Consider the following 17,957-nt stretch of genomic DNA (forward strand, 5'->3'; position numbering starts at 1 on the left):
GACGAGCACCGGAGTGCGCCCGCCCTGACCGAGGCCGCCGGGGCACCCCGGGGTGCCCCCCCGGGGGCCCCCCCCCCCGCCGGCCCGCTCAGCGGGCCTCGGCCGCCACCTTCAGCGCCCCGTCCGGCCCGGCCAGCAGCACCGGCGTCCCAGCCCCGCCGAGGTCCCGCACCGCGGCCAGGTCGGCCTCGGCGGGCTCGCCGGCCTCGCTCACCACGGCCGCCGCCTCCAGCGACTTCGCACCGCTGGCCACCGCCATCGCCACCGCCGTCTGCAGCGCGCTGAGCCGCAGCGACTCCAGCGCGACCGTCCCGGCCACGTAGGTGCGCCCGGTCTCGTCACGCACCGCGGCCCCCTCCGGGACGCCGTTGCGGGCGCGGGCGGAGCGGGCCAGGGTGATGATCTTCTTGTCTTCGGGGTCGAGCTCGACGATGTCACTCATGCCCAGGAGCATAGGCGCGCCGTGCCGCCGGGAATGAGACCGCCCCGGCAGGGCTCCTCAGCCGTCCACGCGCTCCAGCACGACCACCGGGACCGTCCGCCCGGTGCGGCCGGCCAGCTGCTCCAGCACCGGCAGCGCCCCGGTCTGCGTCGCCCAGAGCCGGTCGCGCTCCTCGCCGTCCGCCAACGGGCGCGCCACCGCGGCGAACACCTCGCCCCCGACCTCGACCCGCACGGCCGGCTCCGCCAGCACGTTGTGGTACCAGCCCGGGTGGTCGGTGCGCCCCCCGTTGGCCCCGAACACCACCCAGCGCCCGCCGTCCGCCAGGTACGCCAGCGGCGAGACCCGCGGCTCGCCGCTGCGGGCCCCGGTGGTCGTCAGCAACAGCAGCGGCAGACCCTCGAACCGGCCGCCGACCACGCCGTCCCGGGCCCGGAACTCCTCGATCACCTCACGGTTCTGCGCCACCCGCTCGTCCGTTCCGGCCATCGCCGTCTCCCCTCCCCTGCCGCCCGGTGCTCCGGTGCCCCGGGCCCTGCCGTCAGGCTAGCCGCGCGCCGACCGCCCCGCAGGCGGTCCGGGAAGCCGGGCCACCGCGGGGCGGTCGTCTTGCGGGAAGGGGGAGGAGCCGCGCGGGGCTCAGTGTCCGATCGGGTTCGGAGGCCCGGGACGCATGATCTTGACGAAGGTCTTGGGACCGGACGGCAGCGGCTCCTCACGCGCCGCGCGGTCACGCCAGTACGGGTTGTCGTGCGGCAGGTGGCTGCTGACCCTGCCGTACATCCCGAACGTGGTGAGCACCACCCCGAAGAGGAAGGCGAACAGCACGTTGGCCATCCGGAAGTTCAGGATGTTGGCGTCCGGCCGGCCGAGCACCGTGAGTCCGTAGAAGCCGGAGAGCACGAACAGCACCCCGACCACCATGTTCAGGTTGGCGGCGAAGTTCCCTCCGACCACGGCGCCGACGACGAGGATCGCGCCCGCCACGATCGAGAGGATGCTCAGCGCCCCGTTGGTGGACAGCCCGGCGACGTTGCTGCCATGGGTGGAGAGGAAGCCCGAGTGGTCCGCCAGCCCGAGGCAGCCGAACACGATCAGGAAGACACCCCCGAGCCCCGCCCCGATCCGCCAGACCGTGACGAGCTTGTGGTCGACGGGCAGTTCGTCTTGCAGCTTCATGGCAACCTCCGCCTAGCTGTAGGGGTGGCTTCCTTGCATGTGCGGCACCTCGTGCATGTACAGCGAGCCGCACTGCTGGCAGCACCGGAGCCCGGTCCCCCACTCCTGCTCCGGCCGGGTGTCGGCGTCGTCCGGCATGGTGCGGCCGCACAGGGCCGTGGCGGGATCGCCGTCCCGCACCACGTGCCAGACCTTCACCCCTCCCGCGGTCCCCTGCGGGCCGTACTCCGCGCGCAGTAGATGAGTCATGCCTTCATCGTCCAAGCCTCTCCCCGCCCCGGCAACCTCAGCCGGGCCATTGCCCGGAGACCGGCTCCGCAGTCCGCGTCAATGGACTCCGGGGCGGTGACGAAGAGCCCCCTGCCCCGCCCCAACGGGGCGGGGCAGGGGGCTCCGGACGCTACTCGCCGGCCTCTGCGGCGGCCTCGGACGCCCTGCGGACGGGGATCGCGACCATCGAGCCGATCCGGTTGCGGCGCCCGGCCGAGCTCTCCGCGGTGAGGCGGATCGCGGTCAGGTCGGTGACCGCCTCCTCGGGGAGCGGGATCTCGCACGACGAGCCGGGGATCGGCACCCGCCCGAGGTGCTTGGCGAGCAGGCCGCCGACGGTCTCGACGTCCTCGTCCTCCAGCTCTATGCCGAACAGCTCGCCGAGGTCCTCGACCAGCAGCCGGGCGGTGATCCGGTACGAGCCGTCGCCGAGGTCCTCGACCGGCGCGATCTCCCGGTCGTACTCGTCGGTGATCTCGCCGACGATCTCCTCCAGGACGTCCTCGATGGTGACCAGCCCGGCGGTGCCGCCGTACTCGTCGATCACGATCGCGACGTGCGAGCGGCGCTGCTGCATCTCGCGCAGCAGGTCGCCGGCCGGCTTGGAGTCGGGGACGAAGACGGCCGGGCGCATCACGCTGCCGACCTCCTCCGACTCGGCCTCCCGGTTGATGTGGGTGCGGCGGACGAGGTCCTTGAGGTAGACGATGCCGACCACGTCGTCCTCGTTGTCGCCGACGACCGGGATCCGCGAGAAGCCGGAGCGCAGCGCCAGGGTGAGCGCCTGGCGGACGGTCTTGTGCCGCTCGATCATCACCAGGTCGGTGCGCGGCACCATCACCTCGCGGACGATGGTGTCGCCGAGTTCGAAGACGGAGTGCACCATCCGGCGCTCCTCGTCCTCGATCACGTCGTTCTTCTCGGCGAGGTCGACCAGGGAGCGCAGCTCCGCCTCGGAGGCGAACGGGCCCTCCTTGTACCCCTTGCCGGGGGTCAGGGCGTTGCCGAGCAGGATCAGCAGCCGCGGGATCGGGCCGAGGATCCGGGCCAGCGGCAGCAGCACGAAGGAGGCCGCGGTGACGGTGGTCAGCGGGTGCTGGCGGCCGATCGTGCGCGGCGAGACGCCGACCGCCACGAAGGAGACCAGCACCATCACGCCGAACGCCAGCAGCACGGCCTGCCAGGTGGTCTCCAGGTTCCGCACGCAGACCACGGTGACCAGGACGGCCGCCGCCATCTCGCTGGCCACCCTGATCAGGGTGGCCAGGTTGAGGTAGCGGATCGGGTCGGAGGCCAGGGTCAGCAGCCGGGCCGAGCCGCGCCGACCGGCCCGGACGGCCTCCTCCGCACGGAACTTGGAGACGCGGGAGATGCCCGCCTCGGCGCACGCGGCCAGCCAGCCGAGGACGACGAGCAGCACGGCACCGAGGATGAAGCTCGTACTCTCACCACTCACAGGGGTTCGGGCTCCGCGCTCAGTGGGTGGTGGGGGCCGGCGAGATGCCGCCCAGGCCACGACCGGCCCGCCAGCCGTCGAGGATCGCCTTCTGGAGGCCGAACATCTCCTCCTCCTCGTCCGGCTCCTCGTGGTCGTAGCCGAGCACGTGCAGCACGCCGTGGACGGTGAGCAGCTGGAGCTCCTCGTCCATCGAGTGCTTCGACGGGGCCGCCTTGCCCTGCTGCTCGGCGACCTCGGGGCAGAGCACGATGTCGCCGAGCAGGCCCTGCGGCAGCTCCTCGCCCTCCTTGCCCGGGCGCAGCTCGTCCATGGGGAAGGACATCACGTCGGTGGGGCCCGGGAGGTCCATCCACTGGATGTGCAGCTCCTCCATCGCCGCGCCGTCCACCAGGATCACGGACAGTTCGGACTGCGGGTGGATCCGCATCTTCTCCAGGGCGTAGCGGGCGACGTCGAGGATGGCTTCCTCGTCGGCGTCCCAACCGGACTCGTTGGCGATGTCGATCGACATGACGGGCTGGTTACTCAGCTTTCGGTGCGATGGGACTGGCGGGGTGCGCGCGGTGCGGCCGGCTTGCCGGGGCGCCGCTGGGAGGGCTTGCGGGGGGCCTGCGGAACGCCGTCCTCGGCCTCCTGGCGGGCGTCCCAGCGCTCGTACGCGTCCACGATCCGGCCGACCAGCTTGTGGCGGACCACGTCGGTGCTGGTGAGGACGGAGAAGTGGATGTCGGGCACGTCGGCCAGGATCTCCTGGACGACCTTGAGTCCGCTGCGGGTGCCGCCGGGCAGGTCGATCTGGCTGGTGTCGCCGGTGACGACCACCCGGGAGTTGAACCCGAGGCGGGTGAGGAACATCTTCATCTGCTCGGGCGAGGTGTTCTGGGCCTCGTCGAGGATGATGAAGGCGTCGTTGAGGGTGCGGCCGCGCATGTAGGCGAGCGGGGCGACCTCGATGGTGCCGGCCGCCATCAGGCGCGGGATGGAGTCCGGGTCCATCATGTCGTGCAGCGCGTCGTACAGCGGGCGCAGGTACGGGTCGATCTTCTCGTAGAGGGTGCCGGGCAGGAAGCCCAGCCGCTCCCCCGCCTCGACGGCCGGACGGGTCAGGATGATCCGGTTGACCTCCTTGGCCTGGAGGGCCTGGACGGCCTTGGCCATCGCGAGGTAGGTCTTGCCGGTGCCGGCCGGGCCGAGGCCGAAGACGATCGTGTGCTTGTCGATCGCGTCGACGTAGCGCTGCTGGTTGAGGGTCTTGGGGCGGATGGTGCGGCCCCGGTTGGACAGGATGTTCGCGGTGAACACCTGGGACGGCGCCGGGCTGTCCGGGTCGTCCACGGCACTCCGGAGCATGGCGATGGAGCGCTCCACGGAGTCCTCCGTCAGGGGTTGGCCGGTGCGCAGCACCAGCATCATCTCGTTGAAGAGCTGCCGGACGAGGGCCACCTCGGCGCGCTCCCCGGTGGCGGTCACCTCGTTGCCGCGGACGTGGATGTCGGCGGCGGGGAAGCCCCGCTCGATCACCCGGAGCAGCGAGTCCGCGGTGCCGAGCAGGGTGACCATCGGGTGCTTCTCGGGGATGACGATCCGGGCGCTGGTGCGGCCGTCGTCCGCCGGCTCGGGGCGCGACTGTCCGTCGGTACGGGTCTGCGATGTGTCACTCATAGGTCGGCGCTGGGGCCTGCCTCATCCCATCCGTGTCTCGTGGGCCGCTCGGTCTCTCCGGGGCACCAGGGTACGCCGCGCACGTGATCGCCGCGGCGGGCGGCGGGGCCGCACCCGACGATGCTCCGGCAGATCGCGGGGCTGCGCGAGCGGTTTTCCGCGCCGCTCACTGGCTGCCCGCCGCCGCGCCGCGTCCGGTCACGGCCGGCGCCGCGGCGGGACGGGCACCCTGGCGAGGTCCTCGGCGAGGACCACGGTGCCGTCGAAGTGCTTGCGGGCGTCGGCGAGGTGCTGGCCGAGGTCCGGGTAGCGCTGCGAGAAGTGGGTCAGCACCAGGGTCTGCGCGCCCGCCTCGGCGGCGACCTTGGCGGCCTGTCCGGCGGTCAGGTGACCGTGGTCCTCGGCGAGCCGGGCGTCGGCGTCGGTGAAGGTCGACTCGATGACCAGCAGGTCGGCGCCCTCGGCGAGTTCGTGGACGCCCTCGCAGATCCGGGTGTCCATCACGAAGGCGAACCGCTGGCCGATCCGCGGTTCGCTGACCTGGTCCAGGGTGACGCGCCGGCCGTCCACCTCGATCGCGCCCCGGTGCTGGAGCCGGCCGACGTCGGGGCCGGTGATGCCGAGGGCGGCGAGCCGCTCGGGCACCAGCCGGCGGCCGTCCGGCTCGGTGAGCCGGTAGCCGAAGGACTCCACCGGGTGCGACAGCCGGACGGCGTCCAGCGCGAACCGGGCGCCGGGGACCGGCAGCGGGCCGGGCTCGTCGATCGGCCGGGGCCGCAGCACGGCCGTCTCGTGGTAGGCGGTGGCGTACCGCAGCCGCTCGAAGTAGACCTCGCCGGAGGCCGGGAAGTAGACGTCCACCGGTTGCGGGACGCGGTCCAGGTTGATCCGCTGGATGACCCCGGCGAGCCCCAGGCTGTGGTCGCCGTGGAAGTGCGTGACGGCGATCCGGGTGATCTGGGTGGCCGAGACCCCGGCGTGCAGCATCTGGCGCTGGGTGCCCTCGCCGGGGTCGAACAGCAGGCCCTCGCCGTCCCAGCGCAGCAGGTAACCGTTGTGGTTGCGGTGCCGGGTCGGTACCTGGCTGGCGGTGCCGAGGACGACGAGTTCGCGCTGGGACACGCCGGTCAGACCATGCGCTCGGTCATCGGGATCCCGCCGAGCACGTGCACGTGGGCGTGGAAGATGGTCTGGCCCGCGCCGGCCCCGGTGTTGAAGATCAGCCGGTAGTCCTCGATGCCCTCGTCCTCGGCGACCCGGCCGGCCTCGGCCAGCAGCTCGCCGGCGATCTCCGGCTCGGCGGCGGCCAGTTCGGCGGCGTTCGGGTAGTGGACGTGCGGGATCACCAGGACGTGGGTGGGCGCCTTCGGGGCGATGTCCCGGAAGGCCAGGGTGCGCTCGGTCTTGCGCACCACGGTGGCCGGGATCTCGCCGGCCACGATCTTGCAGAACAGGCAGTCGGGCTGCGGCTCGCCGGCCATGGGGTTCTCCTCGCGGTGTCGCACGGTGTCTGGTCGCACGGTGTTCTGACGCACGGTGTCGGTCGGGGCGTACGGCCGCATGCTAGCCGAGCCGCCCGGTCGCCTGCTGGTACTCCTGCAGGTGCTTCCAGCGGACCACCCGGACCGCGAAGACCTCGCCCTCGTCCTCGAAGTCCTCGGTGATCAGGGAGACCGCGAGGATGACGAAGCCGATCATCCAGCGCTTGGTCAGCCGCCAGGTGTGCGGACGGCTGACGTCCTTCTTGCGGATCACCCGCAGGGCCATGATCCCCTTGCCCACGCTGAAGCCGGCGATGCGGGCGAGCAGCACCTGGTTGACGAAGGAGACGCCGAGACCGACCAGCAGCAGCGCCACGAAGTAGGGCACCGCCGGGCCGGTCGCGTGGGCCGCGTGCCCGGCCGCGTGGGCGGTCTGCTTCGGGTGGCTCGCCGCGTTGGCGGCGACGAAGCCCAGGACGACGGCGAGCGCGCAGTCGATGAGGATGGCGGGGTAGCGCCGGAAGCCGCTCGCCTCCTTGGGCTTCGGCACCGGGGCGGCGTACGGGTGCGGCTGCGGCTGCTGCCCGTACTGCTGCTGCGGCTGCTGGTACTGCGGGGCCTGCTGCTGCGGCTGCGGCTGCTGCCCGTACTGCTGCTGCTGCGGGTACGGCTGCTGGTACTGCGGGGCCTGCTGCTGCGGGTACGGCTGCCCGCCGTAGGGGTTCTGGCCGTACGGGTTCTGGCCGTACGGCGGCTGCTGACCGTACTGCTGCTGCCCGTACGAACCCGGTGGGTATCCCTGCGCCATTTCCGTGCCCCCGTGAATGCGGTGATCAAGAACAGCCCCGCATCCTACTCACCGCCCGGAGCGGGAAGTCGGCCCGTCCGACTTCCCGCTCCGTGACCCGTCCGCCCGCCCGCGGCTACTCCCAGGGCAGCGGCGGCGCGATCTTGGCCGGGGTCCCGGCCAGGGCCTCCAGGGCGATCCGGACGCCCTCGGCGAGCTGCGGGTCCTCCCCGGCCGCGTACTGGTGCGGCGCGATCGGCACCTCCACGTCCGGGTCGACGCCGTGGTTCTCCACGCCCCAGCCGTAACCCTCCAGCCAGAAGGCGTACTTGGGCTGGGTCACCAGGGTGCCGTCGACCAGGCTGTACCGGCTGTCGATGCCGATCACCCCGCCCCACGTCCGGGTGCCGACCACCGGGCCGATCTTCAGCGCCTGGATCGCGGCGTTGACGATGTCGCCGTCCGAGCCGGAGTACTCGTTGGCCAGCGCCACCACCGGGCCGCGCGGGGCGTCGCCGGGGTACGGCACCGGGCTGGCGATGTCCCGGGCGACGTCCCAGCCGACGATCCGGCGGGCCAGCTTCTCGATCACCAGCTGCGAGGTGTGGCCGCCGCGGTTCTCCCGGATGTCGACGATCACGCCCTCCTTCGCCATCTCCGACCGCAGGTCGCGGTGGATCTGCGCCCAGCCGGCCACCTGCATGTCGGGGACGTGCAGGTAGCCGAGCCGGCCGCCGGACAGCTCGCGGACGGCGGCCCTGCGCCCGGCCACCCAGTCGTGGTAGCGCAGCGGCTCGTCGTCGGCCAGCGGGACGACCACCGGGTGGCGCTGGTCGGTGCCGTCCTTGCCGGCCACGGTCAGCTCGACCGGCTGCCCGGCCGTGCCGGCCAGCAGCGGCGCCGGGCCGGTGACCGGGTCGACCGGGCGGCCGTTGACGGCCAGGAGCGCGTCGCCCGGGCGGACGGCGGCGCCCGGTGCGGCCAGCGGCGAGCGGGCCCGCGGGTCGGAGGACTCGCCGGGCAGGATCCGGGCGATCCGCCAGACGTCGCCGTCCTTGACCAGGTCGGCGCCGAGCTTGCCCTGCCGGCGGGCCGCCTCGGTGTGGACGCCGTGCGGAATGACATAGGCGTGCGAGGCGCCCAGCTCGCCGTGCACCTCCCAGAGCAGGTCCACCAGGTCGTCCTTGGAGCCGAGCCGCTCCACCAGCGGCCGGTAGCGCTCCAGCACGCCGGCCCAGTCGATGCCGCCGAGGTCGGGGCGCCAGAAGTTGTCACGCATCAGGCGGCCGTTCTCGTCGTACATCTGCCGCCACTCGGCCGCGGGGTCGACGGTGACCCGCAGCCTGGCGAGGTCGACGTCGATCTCGTCGTCCTCACCGGCCGCCTTGTGGTCGGCGGGGACGATCCGCAGCCCGCCCTCGTCGAGGACGGCCAGCCGGGTGCCGTCGCCGCTGACCGCGAACCCGTCCAGGCCGTCGACCAGCTGCTCGGCGCGGCGCTTGCGGAAGTCGAACCGCTCCAGGGCCGGGCGCGGGCGCTCGTCCTCCAGGGAGGCCGCCTCGTCCCCGAGCTCGCCGATCAGCGGGACCCTCGTCCAGAGCACGCCGTCCTTGGCCGCCCTCAGCAGGCCGAACCGGCCGCCCTCGACCGGGAAGGGGATGATCCGGTCGGCGATGCCGTCCAGGTCGACCCGGGTGGCCGGCGGCGCGTCGGGGGCGCCCTCGTCGCCGTCCGCCTTCTTGCCCCGCGGCTCGTCCTCCTCGCCGCCGACCGGCCGGCCCGCCCGCTGCGGCCCGAACGGGGACGGCGTGTCGGCGGCCAGCGTGATCAGGTACGGGCGGCAGCCGTTGGGGAACGACAGGTCGAAGACGTGCGAGTCGTAGACCGGGTCGAAGTTGCGCACCGAGAGGAACGCCAGGTGCTTACCGTCCGCGGTGAACGCCGGCGAGCTGTCGAAGAACCGCTGCGGGGTGACCTCGCTGACCGTCCGGGTGGCCAGGTTGGCCAGCACGATCTGCCGCAGCGAGAAGGCGCCCAGGCCCGCCGCCGGCTGCGACCAGGCCAGCCAGGCCGAGTCCGGGCTGAACGCCAGCCCGCTGACCTCGCCGTCGGTGCTGCGGGCCAGCTCGTGCACGGCCCCGTCGGCGAGCGTGACCAGCAGCACCCGGCCGTCGTGCGAACCGACCGCCGCCTGCTTGCCGTCCGGCGAGACCAGCAGGCCGCGGACCCGGCCAAGCCGCCCGGCGGCCAGCCGGCGGCGCTCGGCGCCCAGCACGGCCGGGGCGTACTCCAGCGCGTCCTCGCCCTCGGCGTCGGTCACCCAGAGCACGCCCTGGCCGCCGTCGTCGCCCGGCACCACCCGGGCCAGCCGGCCGCGCACGCCGGGCGTCTCGTCCAGCACCCGGGCCGGGCCCTCCCGGTGGGTCAGCCAGTGCACGGTGCCGCGGACCACGACGGCGCCGGCCCGGCCGGTGCGGTCGGGGGCGGCGCCCTCCAGCCAGTGCGCGGCCGGCACCGGGCGGGGGCGTCGCCCGGCCCGCGGCCCGGCCAGCCGGACGTCCAGCCGGCGCGGCCCGGCGGTCCCCGGGTCGTCCGGGTCGTCCAGGCCGTCCAGCAGCCAGAGGTCGCCGGCCCGGTGCCAGACCACCCGGGTGCCGTCGGTGGCGGCGTTGCGGGCGTAGAAGCCCTCCGGTGAGGTGGTGTGACGGCGCAGCCCGCTGCCGTCCGGGAGGCTGGAGTACAGCTCGCCGACGCCCTCGTGGTCCGAGAGGAAGGCGATGCGGGAACCGCCGGCCCCGCCCACCCAGAGCGGGGAGTCGAGCTGTCCGTCGAGGCCCTCGTGGACGCGGACGAACTCGTCGCGGCCGATCCAGAGCTTGCCGGCCTGGCCGCCCCGGTACCGCTTCCACCAGGCAGGGTCCCGGTTGTTCGCCGAGACGAGCAGCACCCGGTCGCCGTCCGGCTCGAACGCCAGGCCCCCGACCGGCCCGTACGGCAGCCGGTCCGGTTCGCCGCCGTCCAGCGGCACGGCGTACGCCCAGGTGCGGCGCAGGGTGGCCTCGCCCGCGGTGGTGGTGGCGATCGGGCGGCCGTCGGCCGTCCAGCCCTGGAGCCGGGTCTGGTCGCTGCCCCAGTACGTCAGCCGCCGGGACGGGCCGCCGTCCACCGGCGCGAGGTGCACCTCGGGCGCGCCGTCGCGGGTGGAGGTGAAGGCGATGTGCCGCCCGTCCGGGGAGAACCGCGGTCTGCGGACCGGGACGTGATCGGCCGTCAGCCGCCAGGCCCGGCCGCCGTCGAGCGGGGCGAGCCAGACGTCGTCCTCGGCCACGAAGGTGACCAGGTCACCGTGGAGGTGCGGGTGGCGCAGGTAGGCGCCGGCAGGGGTGCTCACGGTTTCACTCACGCGGCCAGCCTAGGCACGTCCGCACACGACGCACCGGCTTTTCCGCAACAGCGGCCCCGCGCGGGGGACGATCCCCGCGCGCCCGGGCCGCACGCGCCCCGGTGCCCGCTCAGGCCCAGCGGCCGGTGCGGCCCAGCAGCAGGGCGCCGGCGGCCACGCCCGCCGTGGAGGTGCGCAGCACCGAGGGGCCGAGCCGGTACGGCCCGGCGCCGGCCTCGGCGAAGGCGGCCAGCTCGTCCGGGGAGACCCCGCCCTCGGGGCCGACCACCAGCACGATGTCCCCGGCCTCCGGCAGGGCGGCGGCGGCCAGCGGCTCGGCGCCCTCCTCGTGCAGCACCGCGGCGAGCGCGGCACCGGCCAGGACCGGCGCCAGCTGCCGGGTGGTCATCAGCTCGCGTACCTCGGGGAAGCGCAGCCGGCGGGACTGCTTGCCCGCCTCGCGGGCGGTGGCCCGCCACTTGGCGAGCGCCTTGGCGCCGCGATCGCCCTTCCACTGGGTGATGCAGCGGGAGGCGGCCCAGGGGATCACCACGTCCACGCCGACCTCGGTCATGGTCTCCACGGCCAGCTCGCCGCGGTCGCCCTTGGGCAGTGCCTGGACGACGACGATCCGCGGCGCCGGGCCGGGCTCCCGCCGGACGGCGGCCACCGTCACGTCGACGGCGTCCTTGCCGTGCACCGCCGTCACCGTGCCGTCCACGCCGAGCCCCAGCCCGTCCGCGAGGGTCACCGCCTCCCCCGGCTGCAGCCGCTTCACGGCGGCGGCGTGCCGCCCCTCCGGGCCGTCCAGCCGGACCACCGCGCCGGGGGCGGCGGTGGCGAGCTGCGCGGTCTCGACGACGAACACGGGCGCGGTCATGGCGATGTCCTGGAGATCGGGGTCCGGGGCCGGGCGGGCCCGCGGAGGAAACGACGGCGCCCGGCGACCCTGTCGGGGATCACCGGGCGCCGGTGCGGTCAGCGGCCGTTGAAGGCGTCCTTCAGCCGGGAGAACAGCCCCTGCTGGCCCGGCGCGAACTGGCCGGAGGGCCGTTCCTCGCCGCGCAGCACCGCCAGGCGGCGCAGCAGCTCCTCCTGCTCGGCGTCGAGCTTGGTGGGCGTCTGCACCTCGACATGCACTATCAGGTCGCCCCGGCCGCCGCCGCGCAGGTGGGTGATGCCGCGGCCGTGCAGCGGGATCGACTGGCCGGACTGGGTGCCGGGCCGGATGTCGACCTCCTCCAGCCCGTCCAGGGTCTGCAGCGGCACCTGGGTGCCGAGCGAGGCGGCCGTCATCGGGATGGTGACGGTGCAGTGCAGGTCGTCGCCGCGGCGCTGGAACACCGTGTGGCTGGTCTCGGCGATCTCGACGTAGAGGTCGCCGGCGGGGCCGCCGCCGGGGCCGACCTCGCCCTCGCCGGCCAGCTGGATCCGGGTGCCGTTGTCGACACCGGCCGGGATCTTGACCGTCAGGGTGCGGCGGGCGCGGACGCGGCCGTCGCCGGCGCACTCCGGGCACGGGGTCGGCACGACGGTGCCGAAGCCCTGGCACTGCGGGCAGGGGCGGGAGGTCATGACCTGGCCCAGGAAGGACCGGGTGACCTGGGAGACCTCGCCCTTGCCGCGGCACATGTCACAGGTCTGCGCGGAGGTGCCGGGGGCGGCGCCCTCGCCGCTGCACGTGGTGCAGGTGACGGCCGTGTCGACCTGGAGTTCCTTGGTGGTGCCGAAGGCGGCCTCCTCCAGGGTGATCTCCAGCCGGATCATGGCGTCCTGGCCGCGCCTGGTCCGGGAGCGCGGGCCGCGCTGGCCGGAGGCGGCGCCGAAGAAGGCGTCCATGATGTCGGAGAAGCCGAAGCCCGCCGCGCCTGCGCCGAAGCCGCCCGCCCCGCCGCCGCCCGGCGACAGGGGGTCGCCGCCGAGGTCGTAGACCTGGCGCTTCTGCGGGTCGGAGAGCACCTCGTAGGCGGCGTTGATCTCCTTGAACCGCTCCTGCGTCTTCGGGTCCGGGTTGACGTCCGGGTGCAGTTCGCGTGCCAGGCGCCGGAACGCCTTCTTGATCTCGTCCTGCCCCGCATCCCGTCGGACGCCGAGTACCGCGTAGTAGTCCGTGGCCACCAAATGCTCCGCTTGTTCCGCCTGTAGAAGTGCTGCGACTGGAACCACCGCCGGAATTCCGACGGCGGCCTTTTCCTACGACTCGGCCAGGATCTGGCCCACGTACCGTGCCACCGCTCGCACCGCCCCCATTGTGCCCGGGTAGTCCATCCGGGTCGGACCGATCACACCCAGTTTGGCCACGCTCTCGTCGCCCGAACCGTAGCCCACGGAGACGATCGAGGTGGAATTGAGCCCTTCGTACGCGTTCTCCCGGCCGATCCGGACCGTCATCCCGGCGTCGGCCGTCTCACCCAGGAGGCGGAGCAGGACGACCTGCTCCTCCAGCGCCTCCAGCACCGGCTGGATGGTGAGCGGGAAGTCGTGCCCGAAGCGGGTCAGGTTGGCCGTGCCGGCCAGCATGATCCGCTCCTCGTTCTGCTCGGCGAGCGCCTCGAAGAGCGTCGCCAGGACGGTGGTGACGGTCGGCCGGTCGGCCGCCTCGAACTGGGACGGCAGTTCCTCCAGCAGTCCGGGGACGTCGGGCAGGCGCTGCCCGGCGGCCCTCGTGTTGACCTTGGCCCGCAGGTCGGCCAGGACGGTCTCGCCGACCGTGCCCGGACAGTCCACGAGCCGCTGCTCGACCCGGCCGGTGTTGGTGATCAGGACCAGCATCACCTTGGCCGGGGCGAGCGCCACCAGTTCGATGTGGCGCACGGTGGACCGGGAGAGCGAGGGGTACTGGACCACCGCGACCTGCCGGGTGAGCTGGGCGAGCAGCCGGACCGTGCGGGCGACGACGTCGTCCAGGTCGACCGCGCCGTCCAGGAAGTGCCGGATCGCCCGCCGCTCGGGCGCGCTCATCGGCTTGACCTCGGCCAGCCGGTCGACGAACAGGCGGTACCCCTTGTCGGTGGGGATCCGCCCGGCGCTGGTGTGCGGCTGGTGGATGTAGCCCTCCTCCTCCAGCGCCGCCATGTCGTTGCGGACGGTGGCCGGCGACACGCCGAGGCTGTGCCGCTCCACCAGGGCCTTGGACCCGACCGGCTCCTCGGTGCCCACGTAGTCCTGGACGATCGCGCGAAGCACCGCGAGCTTGCGGTCGTCGAGCTGGCGCACCTCACCGGCCATGGGGCACGCACCTCCGTCTTCGCACGTTGTCCGATGTGACATGTGTCCGTTCGTCCTGCTGCGGGCCCCGATGGCGGGCCCCGGCTTTGGCACTCTGAACACACGAGTGCCAGAACCGTACCTGCCAGTGTAAGGCCCGGGTCCGACGGCAGGAACGGCCCGGCGGGAGTGATCCTGCCCGCACTCCGCGGCGCGCGGGTGATGCCCCGCGCCCGTCCGGGTGGGAGCATCGATAGCGGACGGCGAACAGAGGAGCAGAGATGTCGACCTCGGGCCAGCACACCCGCTTCGCACCGGACCGCGGCCTGACCGGCCGGATGGTCGGGACGATGTTCGTGATCGGGCTGCTGTACGTCGGATTCACCGGCCTGCTGATCGTGCTGCTGCGCGGGGCCTGGCCGCTGATCGTGCTGCTCTCCGGCGGTCTGTTCGTGGCCCAGTTCTGGTTCAGCGACCGGATCACCGAACGGGCGATGGGCGCGCACCGGGTCACCCCGGAGCAGTACCCCCAGTTGCACGGCACCGTCGACCGGCTCTGCGCACTGGCCGACATGCCCAAGCCCCGGGTGGCGGTCGCCGACAACGACATGCCGAACGCCTTCGCGACCGGCCGCAACCCGCAGAACGCCGTGGTCTGCGTGACCACCGGGCTGCTGCGGCGACTGGAGCCGGAGGAGCTGGAGGGCGTGCTCGCGCACGAGCTGTCGCACGTCGCCCACCGGGACGTCGCGGTGATGACGATCGCCGGGTTCCTCGGGGTGCTGGCCGGGGCGATGACCCGGATCGCGATGTACGGCGGCTTCATGGGCGGCGGCCGCAACAACAACGACTCCAACGCGGCGATCATCGCGCTGATCATCCCGCTGGTGTCGGTGGTGGTCTACGCGATCAGCTTCCTGCTGACCCGGCTGCTCTCCCGCTACCGCGAGCTGGCGGCCGACCGGGCCGCGGCCCAGCTGACGGGCCGGCCCAGCGCGCTCGCCTCGGCCCTGACCAAGGTGACCGGCCAGATCGCCGCCATCCCCACCAAGGACCTGCGCCAGGCGCAGCCGTACAACGCCTTCTACTTCGCCCCGGCGCTGAGCGCCCGGGACGCCGCCACGCAGCTGCTCTCCACCCACCCGTCGCTGGAGCGGAGGCTGGAGCAGCTCGCGAAGATGTCGGCCGGGCTCGGCCACTGACACCACCCTCCGGAAGGGACCGCCGTGGGATTCCTGGACACGCTGTTCGGCCGCACCAAGCCGGTCAGGCCCGACCTCGACCAGCTGTTCGGCGTGCCGTCGGCCGCGCTGACCCTGGAGGCGGCGGCCGGGTTCCGGCCCACCGGCGTCGGGTCGGTCTGCTTCGCCTCCGTCGAGGGCGGCGCCTTCGGCGAGGTCGAACGGCAGGTGCGGGCGCTGCTGGACGCCGACGCCGGGCGCGGCGGCGTCCCGGTGGAGGCCTCCAAGGACGCGTACGGCTACTCCTGGCTGCTCGCCCGGCACAGCCCCGAGGAGCTGCCGGACCTGGTCAACGACCTGCACGCGGTCAACAGCGAGCTGGAGGCGAACGGCTTCGGGCCGCAGCTGCTCTGCTCGCTGGTCGCCTTCCGCGACCCCGAGGGGCGGCCACTGGCCCTGGTCTACCTGTACAAGCGCGGCACGTTCTACCCGTTCGCGCCGGTGCCGGGCGGCGGGGAGAAGCGCAACAGCCCGCTGGAACTGCAGGTCAACGCCATGCTCGGGAACGACCTGCGGCTGGAGAAGGACCTCACCCGCTGGTTCCCGGTCTGGGGCGCGCCGGGCCTGTGACGGCCGGCCCTGTGACGGTCCGGCCCGTGACGGCCGCGCCGCCGGCGGTAATTCGCTGGCCCGCGGACCCGGGGGCGCCCTAGGGTCCGGCCGTGATCAACTGGACCGAGATCGAGACCGCGCAGCCCTCCCCCGAGCTGCTGGCCGCGGTGAGCGGGGCACTGCGCTCCCCCGACCCGCAGACCCGCGACTGCCTCGCCTACGAGCAGCTGTGCCGCTGGATCCCGCTCCTCGCACCGCCGGAGCTGTACGCGCTCGGCGACGAGATGGCCGAACGGCTGACCGACCCCGAGATCCAGGCCCGGACCTTCGCCCCGCTGATCCTCGCCGACCTCGTCGACGCCGGCGCCTACCGCCCCGCCTGGCTGGAGGCCTTCGCCCGCTGGTACCCCGCCGAGACGGACCTGCGCGGGTGGGACCGGGAGCTCGGCTGGCTGCACGCGGTCGCGCACGGCGCCGACCTGCTGGCCGCCCTCGGCCGCAGCCCGCTGGTCACCGACCCCGAGCCGCTGCTGGAGCTGGCCGCCGCCCGGCTGCTGGCCCCCACCGACCACGTCTGGGACGCCATGGAGGACGACCGGCTCGGCCGCGCCGTCGCCCTCGTCCTCACCCGGCCCGGGCTGACCGAGCGGCAGGCGCTGGCCTGGCTCGACCCGATCGCCGCCCAGCCCCCGCGCCGCCCCACCGCGACGGCCCCCGGCGTCGCCGCGACCCTCTCCAACACCCTGCGGACCCTGCGGGCGGTGTACGTGCTCGCCGACCGGGGCGTCCGCCCGGCCCGCGGCGCCGAGCCGCTGACGGTGCACCACTCCGCCGCCCTGCGCGCGCGGATCGCGGAGCTCCTGGTGGTCAACTCGCCGTTCACGGGCTGACGCCTCGTAGACTCCGGGGAATGCGCAGCCGCGAGTACGGACCAGACCTCACCCCGCCGTGGAAGCGGCAGCAGCCCGCCCCGGAGGTGCCCGCCGAACGGGACCTCGTGGTGGAGGAGGCGGCGACCGGCTTCTGCGGTGCGGTGGTGCGCTGCGAGAAGACCGCCGAGGGCTTCACCGTCACGCTGGAGGACCGGTTCGGCAAACACCGGGTCTTCCCCATGGTGGCGCGCGGGTTCCTGTTGGAGGGCCGGGTCGTCACGCTGGTCCGGCCCGTCGGCCCGGCCCCCGCGAAGGGCCCCGGCCGCACGGCCTCCGGCTCGGTGGCCGTCCCCGGCGCGCGCGCCCGGGTCGCCCGGGAGTCCCGGATCTACGTCGAGGGACGGCACGACGCCGAGCTGGTCGAGCGGGTCTGGGGCGACGACCTGCGGATCGAGGGCGTGGTGGTCGAGTACCTGGAGGGCGTCGACGACCTGCCCGCGATCGTCGCCGACTTCGCCCCGGGCCCGGGGCGGCGCCTCGGCGTCCTGGTCGACCACCTGCTCCCCGGCACCAAGGAGCACCGCATCGCCGCCCGGGTCACGGGGGACGCGGTGCTGGTCGTCGGCCACCCCTACGTCGACGTCTGGCAGGCCGTGAAGCCCGCCTCCGTCGGCATCCCCGCCTGGCCGGACGTCCCGCGCGGCGAGGTCTGGAAGGAGGGCGTCTGCCGCCGCCTCGGCTGGCCCGTGGACACCCCCGCCGCCTGGAAGCGCATCCTGTCCCGGGTGAACAGCTACAAGGACCTGGAGCCCGAGCTCCTCGGCCGCGTCGAGGAGCTCATCGACTTCGTGACCCTCCCGGATCAGGAGTAGGTCTGGAACTCCGAGGTGTCGAGCGTGATGCCCAGCAGATCCACCTCGACCGGATCGCCGAACTTCGTGGTCCGCTCGGCCCAGTACACCGGGGTACCGGAAGCCGTGTCGGTGGTCAGATCCGTGAGGAGCACACACACGCCCTTGAGCGGATCGACGATGAGGTACGCCGGGATCCCGCCCTGGGCGTACATCTCACGCTTGGTCCGGTAGTCGCGGTGCACGCTGGTCTTGGAAACCACCTCGACCACCACGGTCACCGCGGAGGCGGCCAGCAGACGGCCCGCCTCCGGGACGACACCCCGCTCGAACACGACCAGATCCGGTTGGGGCTCGCTGGCCTCGCCGGAGATGATCAGATCCTGGGTCTGGAGCGCCCGCCACCGGGTGTAGGGGGTCTGGTGCTGAATCGCGGAGACGATGAGGTTGTGGACCATGTCCGGCCCGGCCATCATCACGATTTCCCCCCTGATGAGCTCGGCCTTGACGCCTTCCGGAACCTCCAGGTTCTCGAAGATCCCCATCATCCGGTCATCGATGGCGGTCACTGC

19 protein-coding genes are annotated in these 17,957 nt (G+C 73.4%); 4 read left to right on the forward strand and 15 right to left on the reverse strand.

Annotated features, from left to right (window positions below; genetic code table 11):
- Window positions 1-88: 88 nt before the first annotated feature.
- The 14 genes from ACFC1F_RS20825 to hrcA form a co-directional block, all read right to left on the reverse strand.
- A complete protein-coding gene (locus tag ACFC1F_RS20825; RefSeq protein WP_209413326.1) occupies window positions 89-442 on the reverse strand; it encodes a cytidine deaminase in 354 nt (117 codons plus the stop codon).
- A 57-nt stretch (window positions 443-499) separates the two neighbouring features.
- Window positions 500-931: a nitroreductase/quinone reductase family protein gene (locus ACFC1F_RS20830; RefSeq protein WP_376160170.1), complete on the reverse strand. Its 432-nt coding sequence runs from the start codon at window positions 929-931 to the stop codon at window positions 500-502.
- A gap of 150 nt (window positions 932-1,081) precedes the next feature.
- Window positions 1,082-1,621: a DUF4383 domain-containing protein gene (locus ACFC1F_RS20835; protein WP_209413323.1), complete on the reverse strand. Its 540-nt coding sequence runs from the start codon at window positions 1,619-1,621 to the stop codon at window positions 1,082-1,084.
- A gap of 12 nt (window positions 1,622-1,633) precedes the next feature.
- On the reverse strand, window positions 1,634-1,870 hold the full coding sequence (locus tag ACFC1F_RS20840; protein ID WP_148645213.1) for a hypothetical protein: 237 nt from the start codon (window positions 1,868-1,870) through the stop codon (window positions 1,634-1,636).
- Between the two features lie 151 nt (window positions 1,871-2,021).
- Window positions 2,022-3,347 (reverse strand): hemolysin family protein, encoded by a 1,326-nt coding sequence (locus tag ACFC1F_RS20845; protein ID WP_209413321.1) that lies wholly within the window; start codon window positions 3,345-3,347, stop codon window positions 2,022-2,024.
- Window positions 3,348-3,366: 19 nt separating this feature from the next.
- Entirely contained in the window at window positions 3,367-3,861 is a 495-nt protein-coding gene (gene ybeY / locus ACFC1F_RS20850; RefSeq protein WP_148645212.1) for an rRNA maturation RNase YbeY, read from the reverse strand.
- 14 nt (window positions 3,862-3,875) lie between these two features.
- Window positions 3,876-5,012, reverse strand: coding sequence for a PhoH family protein (locus ACFC1F_RS20855; RefSeq protein ID WP_376160173.1), 1,137 nt, complete (start codon window positions 5,010-5,012; stop codon window positions 3,876-3,878).
- A gap of 198 nt (window positions 5,013-5,210) precedes the next feature.
- A complete protein-coding gene (locus tag ACFC1F_RS20860) occupies window positions 5,211-6,134 on the reverse strand; it encodes a ribonuclease Z (protein ID WP_148645210.1) in 924 nt (307 codons plus the stop codon).
- Window positions 6,135-6,139: 5 nt separating this feature from the next.
- Complete coding sequence (locus tag ACFC1F_RS20865; protein ID WP_209413319.1) at window positions 6,140-6,493, reverse strand: histidine triad nucleotide-binding protein; 354 nt, start codon at window positions 6,491-6,493, stop codon at window positions 6,140-6,142.
- An 82-nt stretch (window positions 6,494-6,575) separates the two neighbouring features.
- Window positions 6,576-7,301, reverse strand: coding sequence for an RDD family protein (locus ACFC1F_RS20870; protein ID WP_376160175.1), 726 nt, complete (start codon window positions 7,299-7,301; stop codon window positions 6,576-6,578).
- 115 nt (window positions 7,302-7,416) lie between these two features.
- Window positions 7,417-10,683 carry a PDZ domain-containing protein gene (locus ACFC1F_RS20875; protein WP_376160177.1) on the reverse strand — a complete coding sequence of 1,089 codons (3,267 nt, stop codon included), beginning with the start codon at window positions 10,681-10,683 and terminating at the stop codon, window positions 7,417-7,419.
- 109 nt (window positions 10,684-10,792) lie between these two features.
- Window positions 10,793-11,542, reverse strand: coding sequence for a 16S rRNA (uracil(1498)-N(3))-methyltransferase (locus tag ACFC1F_RS20880; protein ID WP_376160179.1), 750 nt, complete (start codon window positions 11,540-11,542; stop codon window positions 10,793-10,795).
- A gap of 98 nt (window positions 11,543-11,640) precedes the next feature.
- The gene (dnaJ, locus tag ACFC1F_RS20885; RefSeq protein ID WP_376160181.1) at window positions 11,641-12,780 is read right to left on the reverse strand and encodes a molecular chaperone DnaJ; all 1,140 of its coding nucleotides are present in this window, start codon (window positions 12,778-12,780) and stop codon (window positions 11,641-11,643) included.
- Between the two features lie 75 nt (window positions 12,781-12,855).
- Window positions 12,856-13,890 carry a heat-inducible transcriptional repressor HrcA gene (hrcA, locus tag ACFC1F_RS20890; RefSeq protein ID WP_209413312.1) on the reverse strand — a complete coding sequence of 345 codons (1,035 nt, stop codon included), beginning with the start codon at window positions 13,888-13,890 and terminating at the stop codon, window positions 12,856-12,858.
- A gap of 260 nt (window positions 13,891-14,150) precedes the next feature.
- On the opposite strand from hrcA, the gene htpX reads away from it, so the two are divergent.
- The 4 genes from htpX to ACFC1F_RS20910 all read left to right on the forward strand — a co-directional run bounded on the left by htpX (window position 14,151) and on the right by ACFC1F_RS20910 (window position 17,406).
- Complete coding sequence (htpX, locus tag ACFC1F_RS20895; protein ID WP_209413311.1) at window positions 14,151-15,071, forward strand: zinc metalloprotease HtpX; 921 nt, start codon at window positions 14,151-14,153, stop codon at window positions 15,069-15,071.
- A 24-nt stretch (window positions 15,072-15,095) separates the two neighbouring features.
- Window positions 15,096-15,680: a hypothetical protein gene (locus ACFC1F_RS20900; protein ID WP_209413310.1), complete on the forward strand. Its 585-nt coding sequence runs from the start codon at window positions 15,096-15,098 to the stop codon at window positions 15,678-15,680.
- A gap of 92 nt (window positions 15,681-15,772) precedes the next feature.
- A complete protein-coding gene (locus tag ACFC1F_RS20905; RefSeq protein WP_376160183.1) occupies window positions 15,773-16,552 on the forward strand; it encodes a DUF2785 domain-containing protein in 780 nt (259 codons plus the stop codon).
- 20 nt (window positions 16,553-16,572) lie between these two features.
- Window positions 16,573-17,406, forward strand: a complete 834-nt coding sequence (locus ACFC1F_RS20910; RefSeq protein WP_376160185.1) for a DUF3097 domain-containing protein — start codon at window positions 16,573-16,575, stop codon at window positions 17,404-17,406.
- Here ACFC1F_RS20910 and ACFC1F_RS20915 read toward each other — a convergent pair.
- Window positions 17,397-17,954: a Uma2 family endonuclease gene (locus ACFC1F_RS20915; RefSeq protein WP_148645201.1), complete on the reverse strand. Its 558-nt coding sequence runs from the start codon at window positions 17,952-17,954 to the stop codon at window positions 17,397-17,399. The genes ACFC1F_RS20910 and ACFC1F_RS20915 overlap by 10 nt on opposite strands.
- Window positions 17,955-17,957 lie beyond the last annotated feature (3 nt).

The organism is Kitasatospora sp. NPDC056181 (assembly GCF_042266225.1).
GTDB lineage: Bacteria > Actinomycetota > Actinomycetes > Streptomycetales > Streptomycetaceae > Kitasatospora.